Origin of the sequence: Pseudomonas sp. 2(2015) (genome assembly GCF_000955865.1) — a bacterium.
In the GTDB taxonomy this organism is placed as follows: Bacteria; Pseudomonadota; Gammaproteobacteria; order Pseudomonadales; family Pseudomonadaceae; genus Aquipseudomonas.
Genome location: NZ_JYOF01000016.1, coordinates 46,614 through 65,988 on the forward strand (window position 1 = coordinate 46,614; position 19,375 = coordinate 65,988).

General features: G+C 62.9%; 21 protein-coding genes. 11 read left to right on the top strand and 10 right to left on the bottom strand.

Annotation, left to right across the window (positions count from 1 at the left end; all coding sequences use genetic code 11):
* Nucleotides 1–38: 38 nt before the first annotated feature.
* Both UB48_RS21175 and UB48_RS21180 read right to left on the bottom strand, forming a co-directional pair.
* Complete coding sequence (locus tag UB48_RS21175) at nt 39–656, bottom strand: cytochrome c (protein WP_045200661.1); 618 nt, start codon at nt 654–656, stop codon at nt 39–41.
* Nucleotides 657–689: 33 nt separating this feature from the next.
* The gene (locus tag UB48_RS21180) at nt 690–992 is read right to left on the bottom strand and encodes a cytochrome c5 family protein (RefSeq protein WP_045200664.1); all 303 of its coding nucleotides are present in this window, start codon (nt 990–992) and stop codon (nt 690–692) included.
* Between the two features lie 193 nt (nt 993–1,185).
* On the opposite strand from UB48_RS21180, the gene yihA reads away from it, so the two are divergent.
* Nucleotides 1,186–1,818: a ribosome biogenesis GTP-binding protein YihA/YsxC gene (yihA, locus tag UB48_RS21185; protein ID WP_045200667.1), complete on the top strand. Its 633-nt coding sequence runs from the start codon at nt 1,186–1,188 to the stop codon at nt 1,816–1,818.
* Nucleotides 1,819–2,120: 302 nt separating this feature from the next.
* Here yihA and polA read toward each other — a convergent pair whose 3' ends face one another.
* Nucleotides 2,121–4,883: a DNA polymerase I gene (polA, locus tag UB48_RS21190; protein ID WP_045200669.1), complete on the bottom strand. Its 2,763-nt coding sequence runs from the start codon at nt 4,881–4,883 to the stop codon at nt 2,121–2,123.
* Nucleotides 4,884–4,957: 74 nt separating this feature from the next.
* Here polA and UB48_RS21195 point away from each other — a divergent pair, with 74 nt between their 5' ends.
* A complete protein-coding gene (locus UB48_RS21195; protein ID WP_045200671.1) occupies nt 4,958–5,248 on the top strand; it encodes a DUF2782 domain-containing protein in 291 nt (96 codons plus the stop codon).
* Between the two features lie 64 nt (nt 5,249–5,312).
* A complete protein-coding gene (locus UB48_RS21200; RefSeq protein ID WP_045200673.1) occupies nt 5,313–6,263 on the top strand; it encodes a homoserine kinase in 951 nt (316 codons plus the stop codon).
* Nucleotides 6,264–6,327: 64 nt separating this feature from the next.
* Here the strand turns inward: UB48_RS21200 and UB48_RS21205 are convergent, their stop codons facing one another.
* Nucleotides 6,328–7,245, bottom strand: coding sequence for a zinc ABC transporter substrate-binding protein (locus tag UB48_RS21205; protein WP_045200771.1), 918 nt, complete (start codon nt 7,243–7,245; stop codon nt 6,328–6,330).
* Nucleotides 7,246–7,311: 66 nt separating this feature from the next.
* On the opposite strand from UB48_RS21205, the gene zur reads away from it, so the two are divergent.
* From zur to UB48_RS21225, 4 genes are all read left to right on the top strand, one after another.
* Nucleotides 7,312–7,794, top strand: a complete 483-nt coding sequence (zur, locus tag UB48_RS21210; protein ID WP_045200675.1) for a zinc uptake transcriptional repressor Zur — start codon at nt 7,312–7,314, stop codon at nt 7,792–7,794.
* On the top strand, nt 7,794–8,573 hold the full coding sequence (znuC, locus tag UB48_RS21215) for a zinc ABC transporter ATP-binding protein ZnuC (protein ID WP_045200677.1): 780 nt from the start codon (nt 7,794–7,796) through the stop codon (nt 8,571–8,573). The genes zur and znuC overlap by 1 nt, the downstream gene beginning before the upstream one ends.
* Complete coding sequence (gene znuB / locus UB48_RS21220) at nt 8,566–9,348, top strand: zinc ABC transporter permease subunit ZnuB (protein WP_038997827.1); 783 nt, start codon at nt 8,566–8,568, stop codon at nt 9,346–9,348. Before znuC ends, znuB begins: the two co-directional genes overlap by 8 nt.
* Nucleotides 9,349–9,480: 132 nt before the next feature.
* The gene (locus UB48_RS21225) at nt 9,481–10,194 is read left to right on the top strand and encodes a PA5502 family lipoprotein (protein ID WP_045200680.1); all 714 of its coding nucleotides are present in this window, start codon (nt 9,481–9,483) and stop codon (nt 10,192–10,194) included.
* A 37-nt stretch (nt 10,195–10,231) separates the two neighbouring features.
* Here the strand turns inward: UB48_RS21225 and katE are convergent, their stop codons facing one another.
* Nucleotides 10,232–12,370, bottom strand: coding sequence for a catalase HPII (katE, locus tag UB48_RS21230; RefSeq protein ID WP_045200682.1), 2,139 nt, complete (start codon nt 12,368–12,370; stop codon nt 10,232–10,234).
* A 231-nt stretch (nt 12,371–12,601) separates the two neighbouring features.
* Here katE and UB48_RS21235 point away from each other — a divergent pair, with 231 nt between their 5' ends.
* The 3 genes from UB48_RS21235 (at nt 12,602) to UB48_RS21245 (ending at nt 15,113) form a co-directional block, all read left to right on the top strand.
* Nucleotides 12,602–13,609: a methionine ABC transporter ATP-binding protein gene (locus tag UB48_RS21235; RefSeq protein ID WP_045200684.1), complete on the top strand. Its 1,008-nt coding sequence runs from the start codon at nt 12,602–12,604 to the stop codon at nt 13,607–13,609.
* On the top strand, nt 13,609–14,280 hold the full coding sequence (locus tag UB48_RS21240) for a methionine ABC transporter permease (RefSeq protein WP_045200686.1): 672 nt from the start codon (nt 13,609–13,611) through the stop codon (nt 14,278–14,280). Before UB48_RS21235 ends, UB48_RS21240 begins: the two co-directional genes overlap by 1 nt.
* A gap of 62 nt (nt 14,281–14,342) precedes the next feature.
* The gene (locus UB48_RS21245) at nt 14,343–15,113 is read left to right on the top strand and encodes a MetQ/NlpA family ABC transporter substrate-binding protein (protein ID WP_045200689.1); all 771 of its coding nucleotides are present in this window, start codon (nt 14,343–14,345) and stop codon (nt 15,111–15,113) included.
* Nucleotides 15,114–15,206: 93 nt separating this feature from the next.
* Here the strand turns inward: UB48_RS21245 and UB48_RS21250 are convergent, their stop codons facing one another.
* From UB48_RS21250 to UB48_RS21270, 5 genes are read right to left on the bottom strand one after another with little or no spacing between them, the layout of a single operon-like run.
* Nucleotides 15,207–15,839 (bottom strand): SCO family protein, encoded by a 633-nt coding sequence (locus UB48_RS21250; protein WP_045200691.1) that lies wholly within the window; start codon nt 15,837–15,839, stop codon nt 15,207–15,209.
* Nucleotides 15,836–16,735: a heme o synthase gene (cyoE, locus tag UB48_RS21255; protein WP_045200693.1), complete on the bottom strand. Its 900-nt coding sequence runs from the start codon at nt 16,733–16,735 to the stop codon at nt 15,836–15,838. Before cyoE ends, UB48_RS21250 begins: the two co-directional genes overlap by 4 nt.
* Nucleotides 16,720–17,802: a heme A synthase gene (locus tag UB48_RS21260; protein ID WP_045200695.1), complete on the bottom strand. Its 1,083-nt coding sequence runs from the start codon at nt 17,800–17,802 to the stop codon at nt 16,720–16,722. Before UB48_RS21260 ends, cyoE begins: the two co-directional genes overlap by 16 nt.
* Nucleotides 17,803–17,811: 9 nt before the next feature.
* Nucleotides 17,812–18,405 carry a hypothetical protein gene (locus UB48_RS21265; protein WP_045200697.1) on the bottom strand — a complete coding sequence of 198 codons (594 nt, stop codon included), beginning with the start codon at nt 18,403–18,405 and terminating at the stop codon, nt 17,812–17,814.
* Nucleotides 18,371–19,105 carry an SURF1 family protein gene (locus UB48_RS21270; protein ID WP_045200698.1) on the bottom strand — a complete coding sequence of 245 codons (735 nt, stop codon included), beginning with the start codon at nt 19,103–19,105 and terminating at the stop codon, nt 18,371–18,373. The genes UB48_RS21265 and UB48_RS21270 overlap by 35 nt, the downstream gene beginning before the upstream one ends.
* Nucleotides 19,106–19,168: 63 nt before the next feature.
* On the opposite strand from UB48_RS21270, the gene UB48_RS21275 reads away from it, so the two are divergent.
* Complete coding sequence (locus UB48_RS21275) at nt 19,169–19,372, top strand: twin transmembrane helix small protein (protein WP_045200700.1); 204 nt, start codon at nt 19,169–19,171, stop codon at nt 19,370–19,372.
* The last annotated feature ends 3 nt before the right edge of the window (nt 19,373–19,375 follow it).

The window sequence follows — 19,375 nt, forward strand, 5'->3', positions numbered from 1 at the left end:
CTTTGCGCCGCAGTATTAACCCAGCGTTAAAGCACGGATCAATGCAGACCCTGGATGTAGCTGGACAGTGCTTCGATGTCCTTGTTGCTCAGCTTGGCGGCAATGGTGCGCATGGTCGTGGCGTCGCCATCGTTGGTGCGGTTGCCTTCGCGGAAGTCGGTCAGCTGCTTGGCTACGTAGCTGGAGTGCTGGCCACCCAGGTGCGGGAAACCGGCCAGGGCGATGCCTGCGCCATTAGGCGAATGGCAGCCGGTGCAGGCCGGCAGGCCTTTTTCGACGTCGCCGCCATTGAACAGCGCGCGACCGCGCTCGACCAGCTTCGGATCAGCCGCGCCAACGCTGCCTTTCTGGCTGGAGAAGTAGGCGGCGATGTCGGCCAGGTCCTGGTCGCTGAAGGCGGCCAGCATGCCGGTCATTTCCAGCACGGTGCGCTTGCCCGACTTGATGTCGTGCAATTGTTTTTCCAGGTACTTCTCACCCTGGCCTGCAAGTTTCGGGAAGTTCGGCGCCAGGCTATTGCCGTCCGGATTGTGACAAGCGCCACATACAGCAGTTTTGGCCTGACCAGCAGCGGCATCCCCTTTGATAGGCTCTGCGGCATTGGCTGCACCGGTGATGCCCAAGGTCAACAGCAGACTCACGAGTAGTTTGTTCATCAGCTAATCCAACTACGGCTAAGGGTGAAAGAGTTATGTATCGGGACTCCGGCTCATCCACTGGATGATCGCCTGGTAGTCCTCGGCACTGCAGTCCATGCACAATCCACGCATTGGCATAGCCTTGAAACCCTGGGTGACATGCACCACCAGTATCTCCATACCCTTCGCCAGTCTTGGCTCCCAAGCCGCACGATCACCCGCTTTCGGTGCCTGTGGCAGCTGCCCGGCGTGACAAGCCGCACACGTGCGGTTGTACAACGCCTCGGGATCCTGTGTAGCCTGAGCGCTGAATAACGGTATCAAGACACCGACAACAAGCAGCCATTTCGTCATGCGAACGACCTTTCAGGGTTGGGGGCTGCACTGCGTTCTAATGCGCAAGCTTGAATCCGATGCCCCCGTGCACATCCTCCTACGCTGGGATAATGCGCACACAAAATCTGGGGCATTATATACTCCCGTTACTGAAACGGAAACGACACCGCTTGCCGAGCCCGCCTCTGGCAACGCCCACACCGGATATCCCATGCAAGTCAAAAACCCCATCCTCGGCCTCTGCCAACAGGCCAAATTCGCCATCAGTGCTGCCAAGGTCGACCAGTGTCCGCCCGACCAGGGCTATGAAGTGGCCTTTGCCGGCCGCTCCAACGCTGGCAAGTCCAGTGCCCTGAACACCCTGACCCACGCCAGCCTGGCGCGCACCTCGAAAACCCCGGGGCGCACCCAGCTGTTGAACTTCTTCAGTCTGGACGATGAACGGCGTTTGGTCGACTTGCCGGGCTACGGTTATGCCAAGGTGCCGATCCCGCTCAAGCAGCACTGGCAGCGCCACCTGGAGGCCTACCTGGGCAGCCGCGAGGCCTTGAAGGGCTTGATCTTGATGATGGACGTGCGCCATCCGATGACCGACTTCGACATGATGATGCTCGACTGGTCGCGCGCTTCGGGCATGCCGATGCATATCCTGCTGACCAAGGCCGACAAACTGACCTTCGGCGCGGCCAAGAACACCCTGCTCAAGGTGCAGGCGGAAATTCGCAAAGGCTGGGGCGACAGCGTCTCGATCCAGCTGTTCTCGGCGCCCAAGCGCCAGGGCCTGGAAGAGGCTTACGGCGTTTTGGCACGCTGGATGGAACTGGCGGACAAGCCCGCAGAATAAGGGCTGCCCGGCAAACGCCGGGCAAAAAAAACCCCGGACTTCGTATGGGGAGGGGGAAGTTCGGGGTCCAAGTTCCGGACCGCTAGGGCGGGGTCCAGATATCTGCCAACACTTAACACAACATAGGAGCATCGAAGGGCTTCACCAGCCATTCAGTTACTCTGAGTCGCGGTTCACCGGTTTAGTTCCTGACGTTTAAAAACTATTTGCGATAGATGGGAAATTTCCGGCGCTAATGGCATCAGGCCAGCTAAAAAGCCGCGACGATATGCCGCAGCTTTTCCCCGAATTTCAGCGCATTTTTAGTGTGCTTCGCCCCAATTTGACCCCACACCGGCCTCAACCAGCAGCGGAACGTCCAACTGCGCGGCACCGCTCATGTGTGGACGAATTTGCTCGCGCACTTGCTCGATCAGGTCTTCGCGCACCTCTAGCACCAATTCGTCGTGCACCTGGAGGATCACCCGGGCATCCAGCCCCGAATCGCTCAGCCAGTTATCCACAGCGACCATCGCGCGCTTGATGATGTCGGCTGCCGTGCCCTGCATCGGCGCGTTGATCGCCGTGCGCTCGGCACCTTTGCGCAGGGCCGGGTTCTTGGCGTTGATCTCCGGCAGGTACAGGCGCCGGCCAAACAGGGTTTCGACATAGCCTTGCTCGGCAGCCTGGGCGCGGGTGCGCTCCATATAGGCCAGCACGCCCGGGTAACGGGCGAAGTAACGATCGATGTAGGCTTGGGACTGTTTGCGGTCGACGCCGATCTGCTTGGCCAGGCCAAAGGCGCTCATGCCGTAGATCAGGCCAAAGTTGATGGCCTTGGCACTGCGGCGCTGATCAGTAGTGACCTGCTCCAGCTCGACGCCGAAAACCTCGGCAGCGGTGGCGCGGTGCACGTCCAGGTCGTTGCGAAACGCGTGCAGCAGGCCTTCGTCCTGGGCCAGGTGGGCCATGATCCGCAGTTCGATCTGCGAATAGTCCGCCGCCAGCAGTTTGTAGCCCGGCGCAGCGACGAAGGCCTGGCGAATACGCCGGCCTTCAGCGGTACGGATCGGGATGTTCTGCAGGTTCGGGTCGCTGGACGACAGGCGCCCGGTGGCCGCCACCGCCTGGTGGTAGGAGGTGTGGATACGCCCGGTGCGCGGGTTGATCTGCTCCGGCAGGCGGTCGGTGTAGGTGCTCTTGAGCTTGCTCAGGGAGCGGTACTGCATCAGCACCTTGGGCAGCGGGAAGTCCATGTCGGCCAGTTCCGCCAGCACCGCTTCGGCAGTGGAAGCCTGGCCCTTGGCGGTCTTGTTGAGCACCGGCATGCCGAGCTTGTCGTAGAGGATCACACCAAGCTGCTTGGGCGAACCGAGGTTGAATTCTTCGCCAGCGATTTCGAAGGCCTGGCGCTCCAGCTCGGCCATTTTCTCGCCCAGCTCGATGCTCTGCACGCCCAGCAGCTTGGCATCGACCAGCGCACCCTGGCGCTCGATCTTGGCCAGCACCGGCACCAGCGGCATTTCGATGTCGGTCAGTACCGACTGCAGGCTCGGAATGCTCGCCAGCTTCTGCTGCAGGGTCTGATGCAGGCGCAGGGTGACATCAGCGTCTTCGGCGGCATAGGGGCCGGCCTGTTCCAGGCTGATCTGATCGAAGGTCAGTTGCTTGGCACCTTTGCCGGCGATGTCGGTAAAGCCGATGGTGGTGTGGTTCAGGTACTTGAGCGCCAGGCTGTCCATGTCGTGACGGGTGGCGGTGGAGTCAAGCACGTAGGACTCGAGCATGGTGTCGTAGGCCACGCCCTGCATCTGGATGCCATTGGCAATGTCGCCACCGATGGCGCAGTTGGCCAGGATGTTCATGTCGTACTTGGCGTTCTGCGCCACCTTGACCTTGGCCGGGTCTTCCAGCAGCGGCTTGAGCGCCAGCAGCACGCTGTCGCGGTCAAGCTGCTCGGGCACGCCCATGTAGGAGTGAGTCAGCGGCACATAAGCGCCTTCATGGGCCTGGACCGCGAACGACACACCGACCAGTTGCGCCTGCTGGGCATCGAGGCCGGTGGTTTCGGTGTCGAAGGCAAACAGCGGCGCCTGGCGCAGCTTTTCCAGCCAGGCATCGAAACGGGCCTGGTCGAGGATGGTTTCGTACCGGGCCTCGACCACTTCCTGCGGCGCTTCGACCACCACTTCCTGGCCGGCGCGCTTGGCGTCGCGCTGAACTTCGTCGACCCAACTCTTGAACTCCATCTCGGTGTACAGCGCCAGCAGCGCGTCACGATCAGGCTCGCCGCACACCAGCGCATCGACTTCGACGTCCAGGGGCACGTCGATCTTGATGGTGGCCAGCTCGTAGGACAGGAACGCCGCGTCGCGGTGTTCTTCCAGCTTGGCCGGCAGGGTCTTGGCGCCGCGAATGGCCAGGGTCGGCACCTTGTCGAGGTTCTGGTACAGGTCGCTCAGGCCGCCACCGATACCGGTCAGCAGGCCCACCGCGGTCTTTTCACCCACGCCCGGTACGCCTGGGATGTTGTCGACCTTGTCGCCCATCAGGGCGAGGAAGTCGATGATGTGTTCAGGACCGACGCCGAATTTCTCGTGCACGCCAGCGACGTCGAGCACGGTACCGGTCATGGTGTTGACCAGCGTAATGTGGCCGTCGACCAGCTGGGCCATGTCCTTGTCGCCGGTGGAAATGATCACCGGGCGCCCGGCCGCGGCGCTGCTGCGCGCCAGGGTGCCAATCACGTCGTCGGCTTCTACGCCTTCGACGCACAGCAGCGGATAGCCCAGGGCTCGCACGCTGGCGTGCAGCGGCTCGATCTGCACGCGCAGGTCGTCGGGCATGCTCGGCCGGTTGGCCTTGTACTCGGCAAACATTTCGTCGCGGAAAGTGCCGCCCTTGGCGTCGAAGACCACCGCGAACAGGCTGTCCGGATACTGCTTGCGCAGGCTCTTGAGCATGTTCAGCACGCCCTTGACCGCGCCGGTCGGCAGGCCCTTGGAGGTAGTCAGTGGTGGCAGCGCGTGAAAGGCGCGGTACAGGTACGAGGAACCGTCCACCAGGACGAGGGGAGCTTGGCTCATGTGCAGAATCAACCTTTTCGACGGGCCCGGCGCTAGAATGTCCGGAACATTGACGACAAAGGGACAAGGTTATCATGCGTACACTAAATCGCCTGTTGCTGCTCAGCCTGTTGGCAGTCACTCCGGTCGTCGCCGTGGCAGCGGATGACGCGCCATCGGCTGATCCAGAGGTAACCATTCGCACGGAAGGCGACAAAACCATCCAGGAATACCGGCAAAATGGCTTCCTGTATGCAATCAAGGTGACGCCCAAAGGCGGCAAACCTTATTTCCTGGTACGTGCCGATGGCTCGGACGGCAATTTCGTCCGCTCCGACCAGCCGGACATGCTGATCCCGTCGTGGAAAATCTTCGAGTGGAAGTAGGCCGTACCCTTTACATCAACCTGGCACTTCCCTGCTGAAGTGCCCGTATGGGCAATTTTTGATCATGTCAGTCTTCACCCCCCTGACCCGGCCTGAGCTGGAAACCTTTCTGGCGCCGTACGGCCTGGGCCGCCTGCGGGACTTCCAGGGCATTGCCGCCGGTACCGAGAACAGCAACTTCTTTGTCAGTCTGGAACAGGGCGAGTACGTGCTGACGCTGGTCGAACGCGGGCCGATCCAGGACCTGCCGTTCTTCATCGAACTGCTCGACGTACTGCATGAGGCCGACCTGCCGGTGCCCTACGCCTTGCGTGGCAACGACGGCGTAGCCCTGCGCGAACTGGCCGGCAAACCTGCGCTGCTGCAACCACGGCTGCCGGGCAAGCACATCAAGAGCGCCAATAATCAGCACTGCGTACAGGTTGGCGAACTGCTCGGGCACCTGCACCTGGCCACCCGCGACAAGGTCCTGGAACGCAAGACCGACCGCGGCCTGGACTGGATGCTGGAAACCGGCGCCGAACTGATGCCGCGCCTGAACGCCGAACAACGCCAGTTGCTGCAGGCGTGCCTGGACGAAGTTGTCGAGCACAAGGCGCAGATCATGGCCCTGCCGCGGGCCAACCTGCATGCCGACCTGTTCCGCGACAACGTGCTGTTCGAAGGCACCCACCTGACCGGCCTGATCGACTTCTACAACGCCTGCTCGGGGCCGATGCTCTACGACCTGGCGATTACCCTGAACGACTGGTGCTGTGACGACGCCGGCATCATCGACGGCCCACGGGCGCGGGCGTTGCTCGGCGCTTATGCAGCGCTGCGACCGTTCACCTCGGCCGAGGCCAACCTGTGGCCGGTGATGCTGCGCATTGCCTGCGTGCGCTTCTGGCTGTCGCGCCTGATTGCCGCCGAATCGTTTGCCGGGATGGACGTGCTGATTCACGACCCGGCCGACTTCGAAGTACGCCTGGCGGCGCGCCAGCAGGTAGAGATAGCGTTGCCGTTCGCGCTGTGAAACATCGCGGGGCAAGCCCGCTCCTACAATAGGTTGGAGCGGGCTTGCCCCTGCGATCGGGGCGTCACAACTTCTCCAGGCACCCCGCCAGATCATTCCCCAGCGTCTCCAGCAACTGCTCGTAGCCCTGGGCACTGGCCGGCGCCGTACCACCCAGCGCGTCCAGCTCCGCCAGGGTCACCGGCAGCCCCGCCGTCAGCGTCTCAGCCAAACGTGGGCGCAGTGGCGGCTCGCTGAACACACAGGTCTTGCCCACTTCCTGCAGGCGTTTGCGCATCGCCGCCACGTGTTGGGCACCCGGCTGCACTTCGGCGGCCACGCTGAACACCCCGGTGTGTTTCAGACCATAGGCCGACTCGAAGTAGTCAAATGCCTCGTGAAAAACGAAGAACGGTTTGCCGCTGACACCGCTCAAGCGCTTTTTCAGGCGCCCGTCCAGCGCATCCAGACGCTCGCCGAAGGCCTTGAGGTTGCTCTGGTAGCGCGCGGCATTGGCCGGATCGGCAGTGCTGAGGTCTGCGGCGATCCTGGCGGCGATCACCCGGGCGTTGACCGATGACAGCCAGAGGTGGGCATCGAGACTGCCGGGGCGATGATCATGGTCATGATCGTCGCCATCTTCGTCATGGGAGTGGCTATCTTCGCCAAAATGGCGCAGGTGCAGGCCGGGCAGTTCCTGCACGGCAACGCTTGGCTTGCTGCGGCCTTTGAGCACACGCGGCAGAAAGCCCTCCATGTCCGGGCCGATCCAGTACAGCAGGTCGACGTCGGCCACCCGCCGTACGTCGGAAGGACGCAGGGCGTAATGGTGCGGCGAGGCGCCTGGCGGCAGCAGCACTTCAGGCGTACCGACGCCGTCCTGAACCGCCGCAGCGATCTGTTGCAGGGGCTTGATGCTGGTCAGCACACGCACTTCGGCCTGTGCCTGGGCCATCACCAGAGTGGCGATAAAAGCGACAAAAAGGGCAAAAATTCGGGACACGATGACCACTCACAGGGGCTGAAACAGGTAACATAATAACGTCTCCAATCAGAACCGTCGCCGCTCATGCCTAAAACCCCGCTGGCCAACCGCCCCCACGACCACTCCCATTGCGTACACAGCGCCCTGGCCGAGGCCGATGCGCTGTGCGCACGCCAGGGTGTGCGCCTGACCGCTTTGCGCCGCCGCGTGCTGGAGCTGGTGTGGCAGAGCCACAAGCCGCTGGGCGCCTACGACATCCTCGCCGTGCTGAGCGAGCAGGACGGTCGCCGGGCCGCGCCGCCGACCGTGTACCGGGCGCTGGATTTCCTCCTGGAAAACAGCCTGGTGCACCGCATTGCCTCGCTCAACGCCTTTATCGGCTGCAGCCACCCCGAGCACGCGCACCAGGGCCAGTTCCTGATTTGCCGCGAATGCCACGTGGCCATCGAGCTTGAGCAGCGCAGCATCAGCGACGCCATCGTCGCCAGCGCTAAAGACGTCGGCTTCAGCGTCGAAGCACAAACGGTCGAAGTGGTCGGCCTGTGCAGCAACTGCCGGAGCGCCTGATGAGCAATGCGCTGATTCGCCTCGAGCAGGTGGGCGTGAGCTTCGCCGGCCAAGCGGTGCTCGACAGCATCGACCTGGCCGTGGAACCGGGGCAGATCGTCACCCTGATCGGCCCCAACGGCGCCGGCAAGACCACCTTGGTACGCGCCGTGCTCGGCCTGCTCAAGCCGCATACCGGTACGGTCTGGCGCAAGCCGCGGCTGCGCATCGGCTACATGCCGCAAAAGCTTCAGGTCGATGCCACCTTGCCGCTTTCGGTACTGCGCTTCTTGCGCCTGGTGCCCGGCGTTGATCGCGCCGCAGCGTTGTCGGCACTCATGGAAGTCGGCGCCGAAAAGGTCATCGACAGCCCGATCCAGGGGATTTCCGGCGGCGAGATGCAGCGTGTGCTGCTGGCCCGCGCACTGCTGCGCGAGCCCGAGCTGCTGGTGCTCGATGAGCCGGTGCAGGGCGTCGACGTCGCCGGGCAGTCCGAGCTGTACAGCCTGATCACCCGTCTGCGCGACCGCCATGGCTGCGGCGTGCTGATGGTTTCCCACGACCTGCATCTGGTCATGAGCACCACCGACCAGGTGGTCTGCCTCAACCGTCATGTCTGCTGCTCCGGCCACCCCGAGCAGGTCAGCGGCGACCCGGCGTTCGTCGAGCTGTTCGGCAGCAACGCGCCGAGCCTGGCGATCTATCACCACCATCACGACCACGCCCACGACCTGCACGGCTCGGTGGTTGCCCCGGCCAAAGGCGGCCACGTTCATGGAGATCACTGCAAGCATGGCTGATTTTCTGCTTTACGCCCTGCTCGCAGGTTTGGCCCTGGCACTGGTCGCCGGCCCTCTGGGATCCTTCGTGGTCTGGCGGCGCATGGCCTATTTTGGCGACACCCTGTCCCACGCTGCGTTGCTCGGCGTCGCCCTGGGTTTCGTGCTGGATGTCAGCCCGGCGCTGGCGGTGACTGTCGGCTGCCTGTTGCTGGCGATCTTGCTGGTGACCTTGCAACAACGCCAGCCGCTGGCCTCCGACACTCTGCTGGGGATTCTGGCACCCAGCACGCTTTCCCTTGGCCTGGTGGTGCTGAGCTTCATGCACGATGTGCGCATCGACCTGATGGCCTACCTGTTCGGCGACCTGCTGGCGATCAGCCCGGGGGATCTGGCCTGGATTCTCGGCGGCAGCGCTGCGGTGCTGCTGTTGCTGGTGGTGCTGTGGCGCCCGCTATTGGCAGTCACCGTGCACGAAGAACTGGCCATGGTCGAAGGTTTGCCGGTCGCCGCGCTGCGCCTGGCGCTGATGCTACTGATCGCAGTGGTGATTGCCGTGGCGATGAAGATCGTCGGCGTCCTGCTGATTACCTCGCTATTGATCATTCCCGCCGCTGCGGCGCAACGTCACGCCCGCTCGCCGGAACAAATGGCCCTGGGCGCCAGCCTGCTGGGGGTTACCGCGGTGTGCGGCGGCCTGGCGTTGTCGTGGTTCAAGGACACGCCGGCCGGGCCGTCCATCGTGGTCTGCGCCGCAGTGCTATTCTTGCTGAGCCTGGCACTGCCCCGGCGCTGAAGACGTGGGGTGCAGCCAAAGCGGTTGCACCCTGCGACATTTAAAAACGCGCGGGGTCCTGAAGAGTTATTTTCGAGTCTGCGGACTGGGTGTAGACTTGCTCGCTTTTTGCGCAAATAGAGAGTCGCAGGAATGAAGCCGTTCGCCTCCCGTTATCTGCTCCTTGCCGCGTTTTCACTGATCCTCGCCGCGTGCTCCAGCACCCCGGCCGACAACGCTGCCGTGCCTGCCCAGCCTGATGCCTGGCAGCAGTTGGAGCAAAGCATCGCCAGCAGCGAGCTGGCCACTGCCGAAGATCAACTCGCCACCCTGCAAAGCCAGGCGCCGAATGACAGCCGGATCGAGCAGTACCAGCGTCAATTGGCCGAAGCCTATCTGCAACGCAGCCAGATCGTCCTGCAAAAGGGCGATGTGAACGCGGCGGCCACTGCCCTGGCCCGCGCCCGTGCGCTGATGCCCAAGGCGCCGGCGCTGACGGGCGGCGTCAACGGTGCTATCGCCCAGGCGCGCAAGGCCGAGCTCGACAAAGCCGAGGCCGCCCTGAAAGCCGCCGAAGCCCGCCCTGCCGCCAAGCTGATCGACCCGACCGCGCCAAGCACCGTGGTTGCGTTGAAAACCACCAATATTCGCGAAATGCGCAAGCAACTCGATGACATCGCCAGTGATGTGATCAATTACCAGTGCGATGTGGTGTTCCAGGTGCCGCGCAAGCAGGATGCACCCTGGCTGCAAACCTTGCTGGGCAAACGCGTTAAAAAACTCGACGGTGATTTTGCCTTGCAGCAAAGCCACGAGATTCACCGCAACCAACCTGCCCAGGCGGTGCTGATCCCACGACGCCCATGACGAAACAGGGTGCCCTGATGGGCACCCTGTTTGTGCATCACGCCGGAATGGCTTTCGCCGCGGCCTCACGCTCCCACACCCGATGCTTGCTGATTGCCGTGATGAAGACCTTGTAGGCTTTGTCATCATTGCCCAGCAGCAAGCCGCTGTCGGCCTTGAGCCCCAGTTTGTCGAGCACGGCTTGCGCCTCGCTGGCCAGGCCAATCGGCTTGAGGTGCTTGTAGGCTTCAAGCAGAAAGTGCAGCGCCACGCCGTCACCGGCCAGGGCCTGAAGCGAAGCCTTGCCGCCCGGCACCCAGGCCGCATCGAAGATCACCGACGGCATGCCTTCCATCGAGGCATCCACGGCCAGCGCCTTGCCCTGGGCGGTTTTTACCGGCGCCGAACTCGGGCCAAGGATCTTGATCTGCGCGCTCTCGGCTTCCAGCGCCTTGACCAGGCTATCGACACTGTCGCCATCCACGCCATCAGCCACCAGCACTGCAACCTTGCGGCCCTTGATGCCTTCGCCGAGCAGGTTCATCTGGCTCAGCGCCGGTGACTCCTTGAGGCTGGTTTGGGGCACATCCACCGTGCCTTTCTTCGGCGCCGGCAGGCCAAGGTTGGCGGCCACCCGCGCCGCCAGCTTAAGGTCGATGTTGGCAAGAATTTCATTGACCTCACGGGCGCGGATGAACTCCCGCTCAACTTTGCCCAGTTCGAAGCTGTAGGCGCTGATGATGTGCTCCTGCTCGGTCGGGCTCATGCTCTGGAAGAACAATCGCGCCTGGGAGAAATGGTCGGCGAACGACGGGCTGCGCTGGCGCACTTTGTGCGCCTCGATGCGCTCCGGATACGACTCGAAACCACCATCGCTGGCTGCCGGCGCAGTCTCCTTGGGCCAGCCACCGTCGATCGAGTTGGGCTCGTAAGAGGCACGGCCCTTGTCCAGCGTGGTGCGGTGCTGCGCATCGCGCTGGCCGTTGTGGTTAGGGGCTAGCGGACGGTTAATCGGGATCTCGTGAAAGTTCGGCCCGCCTAGCCGGCTGATTTGGGTATCGGTGTAGGAAAACAACCGGCCCTGCAGCAGCGGGTCGTTGGAGAAGTCGATGCCGGGGACGATATGCCCAGGGCAGAAGGCAACCTGTTCGGTTTCAGCAAAGAAATTGTCCGGGTTGCGGTTAAGCACCATCTTGCCCAGCGGCGTCACCGGTACCAGCTCTTCGGGGATGATCTTGGTTGGGTCGAGCAAGTCGAAGTCGAACTTGTGCTCGTCTTCTTCGGCGACGATCTGCACGCCGAACTCCCATTCCGGGTAATTACCGGTTTCAATCGCTTCCCACAGATCGCGGCGGTGGTAATCGGTGTCTTTGCCCGCCAGCTTCTGCGCTTCGTCCCACAACAGCGAACACACGCCGGCCTTGGGCTTCCAGTGGAATTTGACGAAGCTGGATTTGCCCTCGGCATTGATCAGGCGAAAGGTATGCACGCCGAAGCCCTGCATGGTCCGCAGGCTTTTAGGAATGGCGCGGTCGGACATCGCCCAGATCACCATGTGCGCCGACTCCGGCACCAGCGAGACGAAGTCCCAGAAGGTGTCGTGGGCCGAGCCGCCGGTGGGCATTTCGTTGTGCGGCTCAGGTTTTACTGCATGGACGAAGTCGGGGAACTTGATCGCATCCTGGATGAAAAACACTGGCATGTTATTGCCGACCAGGTCGAAGTTGCCTTCGTCGGTGAAGAACTTCACGGCAAAACCGCGCACATCGCGCACGGTATCACCCGAGCCACGCGGGCCCTGAACGGTGGAAAAGCGCACGAACACCGGGGTGATTTTCTCCGGGTCCTGGAGAAAACCGGCCTTGGTCAGCGCGGCATGCGATTCATAGGCCTGGAAGTAGCCATGGGCCCCGGTACCGCGGGCATGGACGATGCGCTCGGGGATGCGCTCATGGTCAAAATGCGTGATCTTTTCACGCATGATGAAGTCTTCCAGCAGCGACGGGCCACGGTCACCGGCTTTCAGGGTGTTCTGGTTGTCGGCAACCTTGACCCCCTGGTTGGTGCGCAGCGCCTGGCCGGTGGCGTCACTGCGAAATGTTTCCAGGCTTTGCAGCTTGGCGTTGGTATTGGCGCGGTCCGGGGTCTGGGTACCGGCGAGTTGGCTTTCCTTGGGTGGGTTCTTCTTGCTGGGCATCAGTGTGCTCTCCTCACTCAATCAGTCCTACGGTTCGACCCCACGGCGGGCCCTATTCAGTAGTGACTGATGGCCCCTGCAGGCGTTCCTTCGGATTGACCACTGATCGCGTTATTCCAGTAGCATTGGTCAATTGCGAAATAAATGCTAAGAACCTCTATACGAACAGGCTAAAATGCGCGCCCGGCTAACCGCTGACCCCATTCCCATGCGCCCCACAAGGTTCGCTACGTGATCGAGTTTCAAAATGTTCATAAAACCTACCGCGTAGCCGGTAGGGATATCCCCGCACTGCACCCGACCAACCTGAGCGTCGAAGACGGCCAGGTGTTCGGGCTGATCGGCCATTCCGGCGCCGGTAAAAGTACCCTGCTGCGCCTGATCAACCGCCTTGAAGCGCCAAGCGGCGGCAAGATCATCGTCGACGGCGAAGACGTCACTGGGTTCAACGCCAACGATCTTCGTCGATTCCGCCAGCAAGTCGGGATGATCTTCCAGCACTTCAACCTGCTGGCCTCCAAGACCGTTGCCGATAACGTAGCCTTGCCGCTGACCCTGGCCGGCGAGCTGTCACGCAAGGAAATCGACACCCGCGTCAACGAGTTGCTGGCCCGCGTCGGCCTGGCCGATCACGCGAAAAAATACCCGGCACAGCTTTCCGGCGGCCAGAAGCAGCGCGTCGGCATCGCCCGCGCCCTGGCCACCAAGCCGAAGATCCTGCTGTGTGACGAAGCCACCAGCGCCCTCGACCCGCAGACCACCGCCTCGGTGTTGCAACTGCTGGCCGAGATCAACCGCGAACTGAAGCTGACCATCGTGCTGATCACCCACGAAATGGACGTGATCCGCCGGGTCTGCGACCGCGTGGCGGTGATGGATGCCGGGCAGATTGTCGAGCACGGCCCGGTGGCCGATGTATTCCTGCACCCGCAGCACCCGACCACCAAGCGCTTCGTCCAGGAAGACGAGCAGATCGACGAAAACGAACAGCGCGACGACTTCGCCCATGTGCCAGGACGCATCGTGCGCCTGACCTTCCAGGGCGATTCGACCTACGCGCCGCTGCTGGGCACCGTCGCCCGGGAAACCGGTGTGGACTACAGCATCCTCGCTGGCCGCATCGATCGCATCAAGGACACCCCGTATGGGCAGCTGACCCTGGCCGTCACTGGCGGCGACATGGAAGCGGCGTTCGCCCGCTTCACTGCGGCTGATGTTCATATGGAGGTACTGCGTTGATGGACGCCTTGAGTTTCTTTGCCAACGTCGACTGGGCCGAAATCTGGCTGGCTACCATCGACACCATGATCATGCTGTTCGGCTCGCTGTTCTTCACCGTGCTGCTCGGCCTGCCGCTGGGCGTGTTGCTGTTTCTTTGCGGCCCGCGCCAGCTGTTCGAGCAGAAGGGCGTGTACGCGCTGCTGTCGCTGGTGGTAAACGTCCTGCGCTCGCTGCCGTTCATCATCCTGCTGATCGTGATGATTCCGTTCACCGTGCTGATCACCGGCACCTCGCTGGGCGTCGCCGGGGCCATCCCGCCCCTGGTGGTCGGAGCCACGCCGTTCTTCGCGCGCCTGGTGGAAACCGCGCTGCGTGAAGTCGACCGCGGCATCATCGAAGCCACCCAGTCGATGGGCGCCACCACTCGCCAGATCATCACCAATGCCTTGCTGCCCGAGGCCCGTCCGGGCATCTTCGCGGCCATTACCGTCACCGCCATTACCCTGGTGTCGTACACCGCGATGGCCGGTGTGGTGGGCGCTGGCGGCCTCGGTGACCTGGCGATCCGCTTCGGTTACCAACGTTTCCAGACCGACGTGATGGTGGTCACCGTGGTCCTGCTGCTGGTACTGGTTCAAGTCCTGCAGAGCGTGGGCGACAAACTGGTTGTGCATTTTTCCCGTAAGTAACCCCATGGGTCGGCACTGCCGACGCACCGGGGGCCGGACTGGCCCTCACAAGGAGTGATTTGATGAAAAAGCTGCTTGCTGTTGTCGCCGCCGTCGCGGCCTTCTCGGCCCAGGCCGAGACCCTGACCGTCGCCGCCACCCCGGTGCCGCACGCCGAGATCCTCGAGTTCGTCAAACCGGCCCTGGCCAAAGAAGGCGTGGACTTGAAGGTGAAGGTGTTCACCGACTACATCCAGCCGAACGTGCAAGTGGCCGAGAAGCGCCTGGACGCCAACTTCTTCCAGCACCAGCCGTACCTGGATGAGTTCAACAAGGCCAAGGGCACCCATCTGGTCAGCGTTGCCGGCGTGCACCTGGAGCCGCTGGGCGCCTACTCGAGCAAGTACAAGAAGCTCGACGAGCTGCCGTCGACCGCTACCGTGGTCATCCCCAACGACGCCACCAACGGCGGTCGCGCCTTGCTGCTGCTGGACAAGGCCGGTGTGATCAAGCTCAAAGACAACAGCAACATCCTCTCGACCGTCAAAGACATCGTTGAGAACCCTAAGAACCTGAAGTTCCGTGAACTGGAAGCGGCAACCATCCCGCGGGTGCTGACCCAGGTCGACCTGGCGCTGATCAACACCAACTACGCGCTGGAAGCCAAGCTCAACCCTGAGAAGGACGCACTGGTCATCGAAGGCAGCGATTCGCCTTACGTGAACATCCTTGTTGCCCGCCCGGACAACAAGGACTCGGAAGACATGAAGAAGCTGGCGGCTGCGCTGCACTCGCCTGAGGTGAAGAAGTTCATCGAAGAGAAGTACAAGGGCGCGGTCAAGCCGGCGTTCTGATAAGCCGCATCGCCCTCATCGCTGGCAAGCCAGCTCCCACAGGTTCAGGTGCGAAGCCGGACCTTGTGGGAGCTGGCTTGCCAGCGATGCTTTTCAGTCGCGCTTAACCAGCCCAGGCAACTGCGCAACCAGCTTCTGGTTGTTGAACGGCGCGCGGATAAACCCGCGCTGCTTGCCGTCCGGCCCCAGCAGCGCCAGGTTGCCGCTGTGATCGACCGTGTAGTTCGGCTTGCTGGTATCGGCCGGAATGAACGGAATGCTCACCGCATTGGCCAGCTTCTGGATGTTTTCCAGCGAGCCGGTCACCCCGCGAAAATCCTTGTCGAAATAACCCAGGTACTGCTTCAGCTGTGCCGGGGTGTCGCGGTTCGGGTCGACGCTGACCAACACCACCTGCAAACGGTCTACCGCTTCCTTGGGCAGCTCGCTTTTCACCTGGCGCAGCTGGGCGAGGGTGGTCGGGCAGATGTCCGGGCAGAAGGTGTAGCCGAAGAACAGCAGCGACCACTTGCCCTTGAGCTCGTCCATCACCACAGGCTGGCCCTGTTCGTCGGTCATTTGCACGGCAGGCACGGTGCGGCTCTGCGGCAGCAGGATGATGCCGGCATCGATCAGCTCGGTCGGGTTGCCTTCGCTGCGGCCATTGAGCACCTTGTTGACGGTAAGCCCGAGGATCACGGCGACCAGGGCAACGAGAATAAAGACGGTTTTCTGGGTTCGAGTCATAGGTTCAACAGTAGGTAGTGGTCAACAAGCAGCGCGATGAACAGCAGCAACAGGTACCAGATAGAGTACTTGAAGGTCTTGATCGCCGCGTGCGGCCGACTGCCACGGTACAACACCCAGGCCCACTGCAGGAAGCGCCCGCCCAGGGCCAGGGCGCAGGCCAGGTACAACGGCCCGCTCATGTGGATGGCGTAGGGCAACAGGCTGACCGCCAGCAACACCAGGGTGTACAGGAGGATATGCACCTTGGTGTAGTGCTCGCCGTGGGTCACCGGCAGCATTGGAATATCAGCCTTGGCGTACTCTTCCTTGCGGTGAATGGCCAGGGCCCAGAAGTGCGGCGGGGTCCAGGCGAAGATGATCAGTACCAGCAGCAATGGCTCGGCGCTGATGTGCCCGCTGATCGCCACCCAGCCCAGCAAAGGCGGCGCGGCGCCGGCCAGGCCGCCGATAACGATGTTCTGCGGCGTGGCGCGCTTGAGAAAGCCGGTGTAGATCACCGCGTAGCCGAGCAGCGAGGCCAGGGTCAGCCAGGCGGTCAGGGCGTTGGTGAACACCAGCAGCAATGCCATGCCCAGGGTCGCCAGCAGCAGGGCAAAGGTCAGCGCCGCCGCCGGTGCCACGCGGCCCTCGGCAATCGGGCGTTTATGGGTGCGCGCCATCAAGGCATCGATGCGCCGGTCGACCACATGGTTGACCACTGCCGCACCACCGGCGCAACAGGCAATGCCCAGGTTGCCGAACAGCAGGATGGTCCACGGCACCCCGGCACGGGTGGCGAGGAACATGCCGACCAGCGAGGTGATCAGCATCAGCACCACCACCTTGGGTTTGGTCAGTTCGAGGTAATCGCGCCAGCCTGCCTGCAGCCTGCGCTCGCTCAGAAGCGTCGCCATGAATTATCTCCCAGATAATGAACGACTCCGCCGCTCGCCAGCGGGGTCAGGCGCCAGCCCTGGCTGACCCGGCGGACCTTGGCCTGGGCAACCAGGCGAATGCGGTAATTGACCAGCACCATACTCAGCAACAGCAGCGCGCCACCGGCGTTATGGGCCACGGCCACGGCCAGCGGCAGATGGAACAGCACGTTGCTGATGCCCAGGCTCACCTGCAGTGCCAGCGCCGCCAATACCAACCCGGCCAGCCGGCTCAAACCATGCCGGTGCAGCTTCCAGCTCAAGACCAGCATGACCGCCGTCACCAGCAAAGCGCCCAGGCGGTGACTCATATGGATCGCCGTGCGCGCGTCACTGTCGAGCTGGCCACCGAGGTAATTGGGGCCGATATGCTGGGTCAGGTGAAAGCCGTTGGCGAAGTCTGCCTGCGGCCACCACTGGCCATGGCAGGTCGGCAGGTCGATGCAGGCCACTGCCGCGTAGTTGGCGCTGACCCAACCGCCCAGGGCGATCTGGCCGATCACCACCAGCAAGCCCAGCGCCGCCACCCGGCGCACGCTCAAAGGCAGCTTGGGCAACGGCGCAAAGGCCCGTGACAGGCGCAGGCTGAGCAAAAACAACAGGCTCAAGGTGGCAAAGCCGCCCAATAGATGTGCCGTGACCACCTGCGGCCACAGCTTGAGAGTCACCGTCCACATGCCGAAAGCCGCCTGGGCGAACACCACGCCAAGCAACAACAGCGGCAGGCGATAGGGCTGGCCGTCGCGGCCATGGCGGCGCCAGGCCTGCAGGGCGAGCAGGGTAATCACCAGGGCCAGGGTGCCGGCAAAGTAGCGATGGACCATTTCGTTGCGGCCTTTGTGCGCTTCCACCGGAGTGTCGGGAAAGTGCAGCTCGGCGTGGGCCAGCTGTGCTTCAGTCTTGGGCACGCTGATAAAGCCGTAGCAGCCGGGCCAGTCAGGGCAGCCCAGGCCAGCATGGGTCAGACGGGTGTAGGCACCGAGCAACACGACAACCAGTGCCAGCAGGGTGGCGAAGACGGCGAGGCGAAATCCAGGTCTGGCCATGGCAATGTCCTACCCGATATTGGACAGCTTCAGCAGGTGGCGCAGGTCATTGAGCAAGTCCTTGCCCTTGACCCTGGCGTCGTAACGCAGCACCAGGTTGCCGTGCGGGTCGACGATCCACAGCTGGGCATCCTGTTTGCCCTGGCTGAGCGCGCCATAGCGCGACAGGTCCAGGGGGTAGCGTTGCAGTTGCGGGTACTCGCGCTCGAGCTTGGCCTGGTAGTCCGCCGTCAGTGGCTGGGCGTTGGCCAGGGCATGGCTGGCACGGCTGGCATCGCGGCCCAGGCCGATCTGGATCTGCCGGGCCAGGTACACCAACTGTTGGCAGTCCAGCCCGCACTCTTTAGGCGTGCTCACTAGCAGTTGCCAGCGTCCTTCCTCAGCGCTGACGCCGAGGTCGGCGAGGGTCTGGCCGTTGCCAATCATTTCGCCGTGGTAGCTGCGGCTGTCGGGCACCCAGAACTTGAGTTTGTACATGCTGGTGGCGAGGATCATCGGGCCGAGGACCACCAGCAGGATCAGCAGCAGTTGCAGGCGTCCACGCGCACGATTGCGCGGTTGCCTGCCCTCAGACATGTTGAGTGGACTTGTGGCGGCTCCCATGCTGTTTCTCCTTGTTGTTATGCCAGCCGAAGTAGAGGTAGAGCAGCACCAGGGCCAGGGCAAACCACTGCACGGCGTAACCCAGGTGTTTTTCCGGGCCCAAGGCGACCACCGGCCAGTCCAGCCGGTAGCTGGCCGGGCCTGGTTCCAGGCGCAATTCATGGGCAAAACCTTCGCGGCCCAGTTGCGGCCACAGCGCGCCGGCGTCAATCGCCGTGATCAGCCGCGGCCAGCTGCCGCCTTGCGGGTCGGCATGCAGCTGGAAGGTGGTGCCCGGGGCGACATACACCGAGGCGTCCAGGCTCAAGGCTTGCCCAGGGGTGCTGAACTGCACCGGGATGCGCCGGTCCGGCCACGGCAGCCAGCCGCGATTGATCAACAGCCACAGGCCGCTGGCCTGGTCGAGAAAGGGTTGCAGCAGCTCGACGCCAACCTGGCCATCGCGCATGCGGTTATCCAGCAACAAGCTGTGCTGGCTATCGAACTGGCCGTACAGGTGCACCCGGCGATAGGCCGGATCGGCGATCTGCAGCAACTGCGTGCTGCCCACCGCGTCGCCGGCACTGCGTTCGGCATACACCTGCAGCAGCTGGCGTTTCTGCTCGGCGCGCGCCAGCTGCCAGCAGCCCAGCGCGATCAACCCCGGCAGCAGCAACAGCACCACCAGGGTCGGCACGATGCCGGGGCGAAAGCGCTTCACCGGGCCCTCGAAAGGTCAGTCGCTATACTTGTACTCATCACTGCATCCCCCCGGAGTTTCGCCATGCTCAAAGCCGCGATTGTCCTGATGCTGTTGGCGACCATCGCCAGCCTGTTCAGCGGCCTGTTCTTTCTGGTCAAGGACGACGGACAGTCGACTCGCCTGCTCAAAGCCCTGACTATTCGTGTCACCCTGGCCGCCTTGACCCTGGCCCTGGTGACCTGGGGTTTCTACAGCGGCCAGTTGGTTTCCCACGCGCCGTTCTGAACC

Excerpts from the sequence above, each read along its gene's own strand:
- UB48_RS21245 (WP_045200689.1), top strand. The coding sequence starts at position 14,343 with ATGAAAAAGCTGCTTGCTGTTGTCGCCGCCGTCGCGGCCTTCTCGGCC.
- znuB (WP_038997827.1), top strand. The coding sequence starts at position 8,566 with ATGGCTGATTTTCTGCTTTACGCCCTGCTCGCAGGTTTGGCCCTGGCA.
- UB48_RS21195 (WP_045200671.1), top strand. The coding sequence starts at position 4,958 with ATGCGTACACTAAATCGCCTGTTGCTGCTCAGCCTGTTGGCAGTCACT.
- katE (WP_045200682.1), bottom strand. The coding sequence starts at position 12,370 with ATGCCCAGCAAGAAGAACCCACCCAAGGAAAGCCAACTCGCCGGTACC.
- cyoE (WP_045200693.1), bottom strand. The coding sequence starts at position 16,735 with ATGGCGACGCTTCTGAGCGAGCGCAGGCTGCAGGCAGGCTGGCGCGAT.
- UB48_RS21265 (WP_045200697.1), bottom strand. The coding sequence starts at position 18,405 with ATGGGAGCCGCCACAAGTCCACTCAACATGTCTGAGGGCAGGCAACCG.
- UB48_RS21240 (WP_045200686.1), top strand. The coding sequence starts at position 13,609 with ATGGACGCCTTGAGTTTCTTTGCCAACGTCGACTGGGCCGAAATCTGG.
- UB48_RS21175 (WP_045200661.1), bottom strand. The coding sequence starts at position 656 with ATGAACAAACTACTCGTGAGTCTGCTGTTGACCTTGGGCATCACCGGT.
- UB48_RS21225 (WP_045200680.1), top strand. The coding sequence starts at position 9,481 with ATGAAGCCGTTCGCCTCCCGTTATCTGCTCCTTGCCGCGTTTTCACTG.
- polA (WP_045200669.1), bottom strand. The coding sequence starts at position 4,883 with ATGAGCCAAGCTCCCCTCGTCCTGGTGGACGGTTCCTCGTACCTGTAC.
- yihA (WP_045200667.1), top strand. The coding sequence starts at position 1,186 with ATGCAAGTCAAAAACCCCATCCTCGGCCTCTGCCAACAGGCCAAATTC.
- UB48_RS21260 (WP_045200695.1), bottom strand. The coding sequence starts at position 17,802 with ATGGCCAGACCTGGATTTCGCCTCGCCGTCTTCGCCACCCTGCTGGCA.
- UB48_RS21200 (WP_045200673.1), top strand. The coding sequence starts at position 5,313 with ATGTCAGTCTTCACCCCCCTGACCCGGCCTGAGCTGGAAACCTTTCTG.
- zur (WP_045200675.1), top strand. The coding sequence starts at position 7,312 with ATGCCTAAAACCCCGCTGGCCAACCGCCCCCACGACCACTCCCATTGC.
- UB48_RS21180 (WP_045200664.1), bottom strand. The coding sequence starts at position 992 with ATGACGAAATGGCTGCTTGTTGTCGGTGTCTTGATACCGTTATTCAGC.
- znuC (WP_045200677.1), top strand. The coding sequence starts at position 7,794 with ATGAGCAATGCGCTGATTCGCCTCGAGCAGGTGGGCGTGAGCTTCGCC.
- UB48_RS21250 (WP_045200691.1), bottom strand. The coding sequence starts at position 15,839 with ATGACTCGAACCCAGAAAACCGTCTTTATTCTCGTTGCCCTGGTCGCC.
- UB48_RS21275 (WP_045200700.1), top strand. The coding sequence starts at position 19,169 with ATGCTCAAAGCCGCGATTGTCCTGATGCTGTTGGCGACCATCGCCAGC.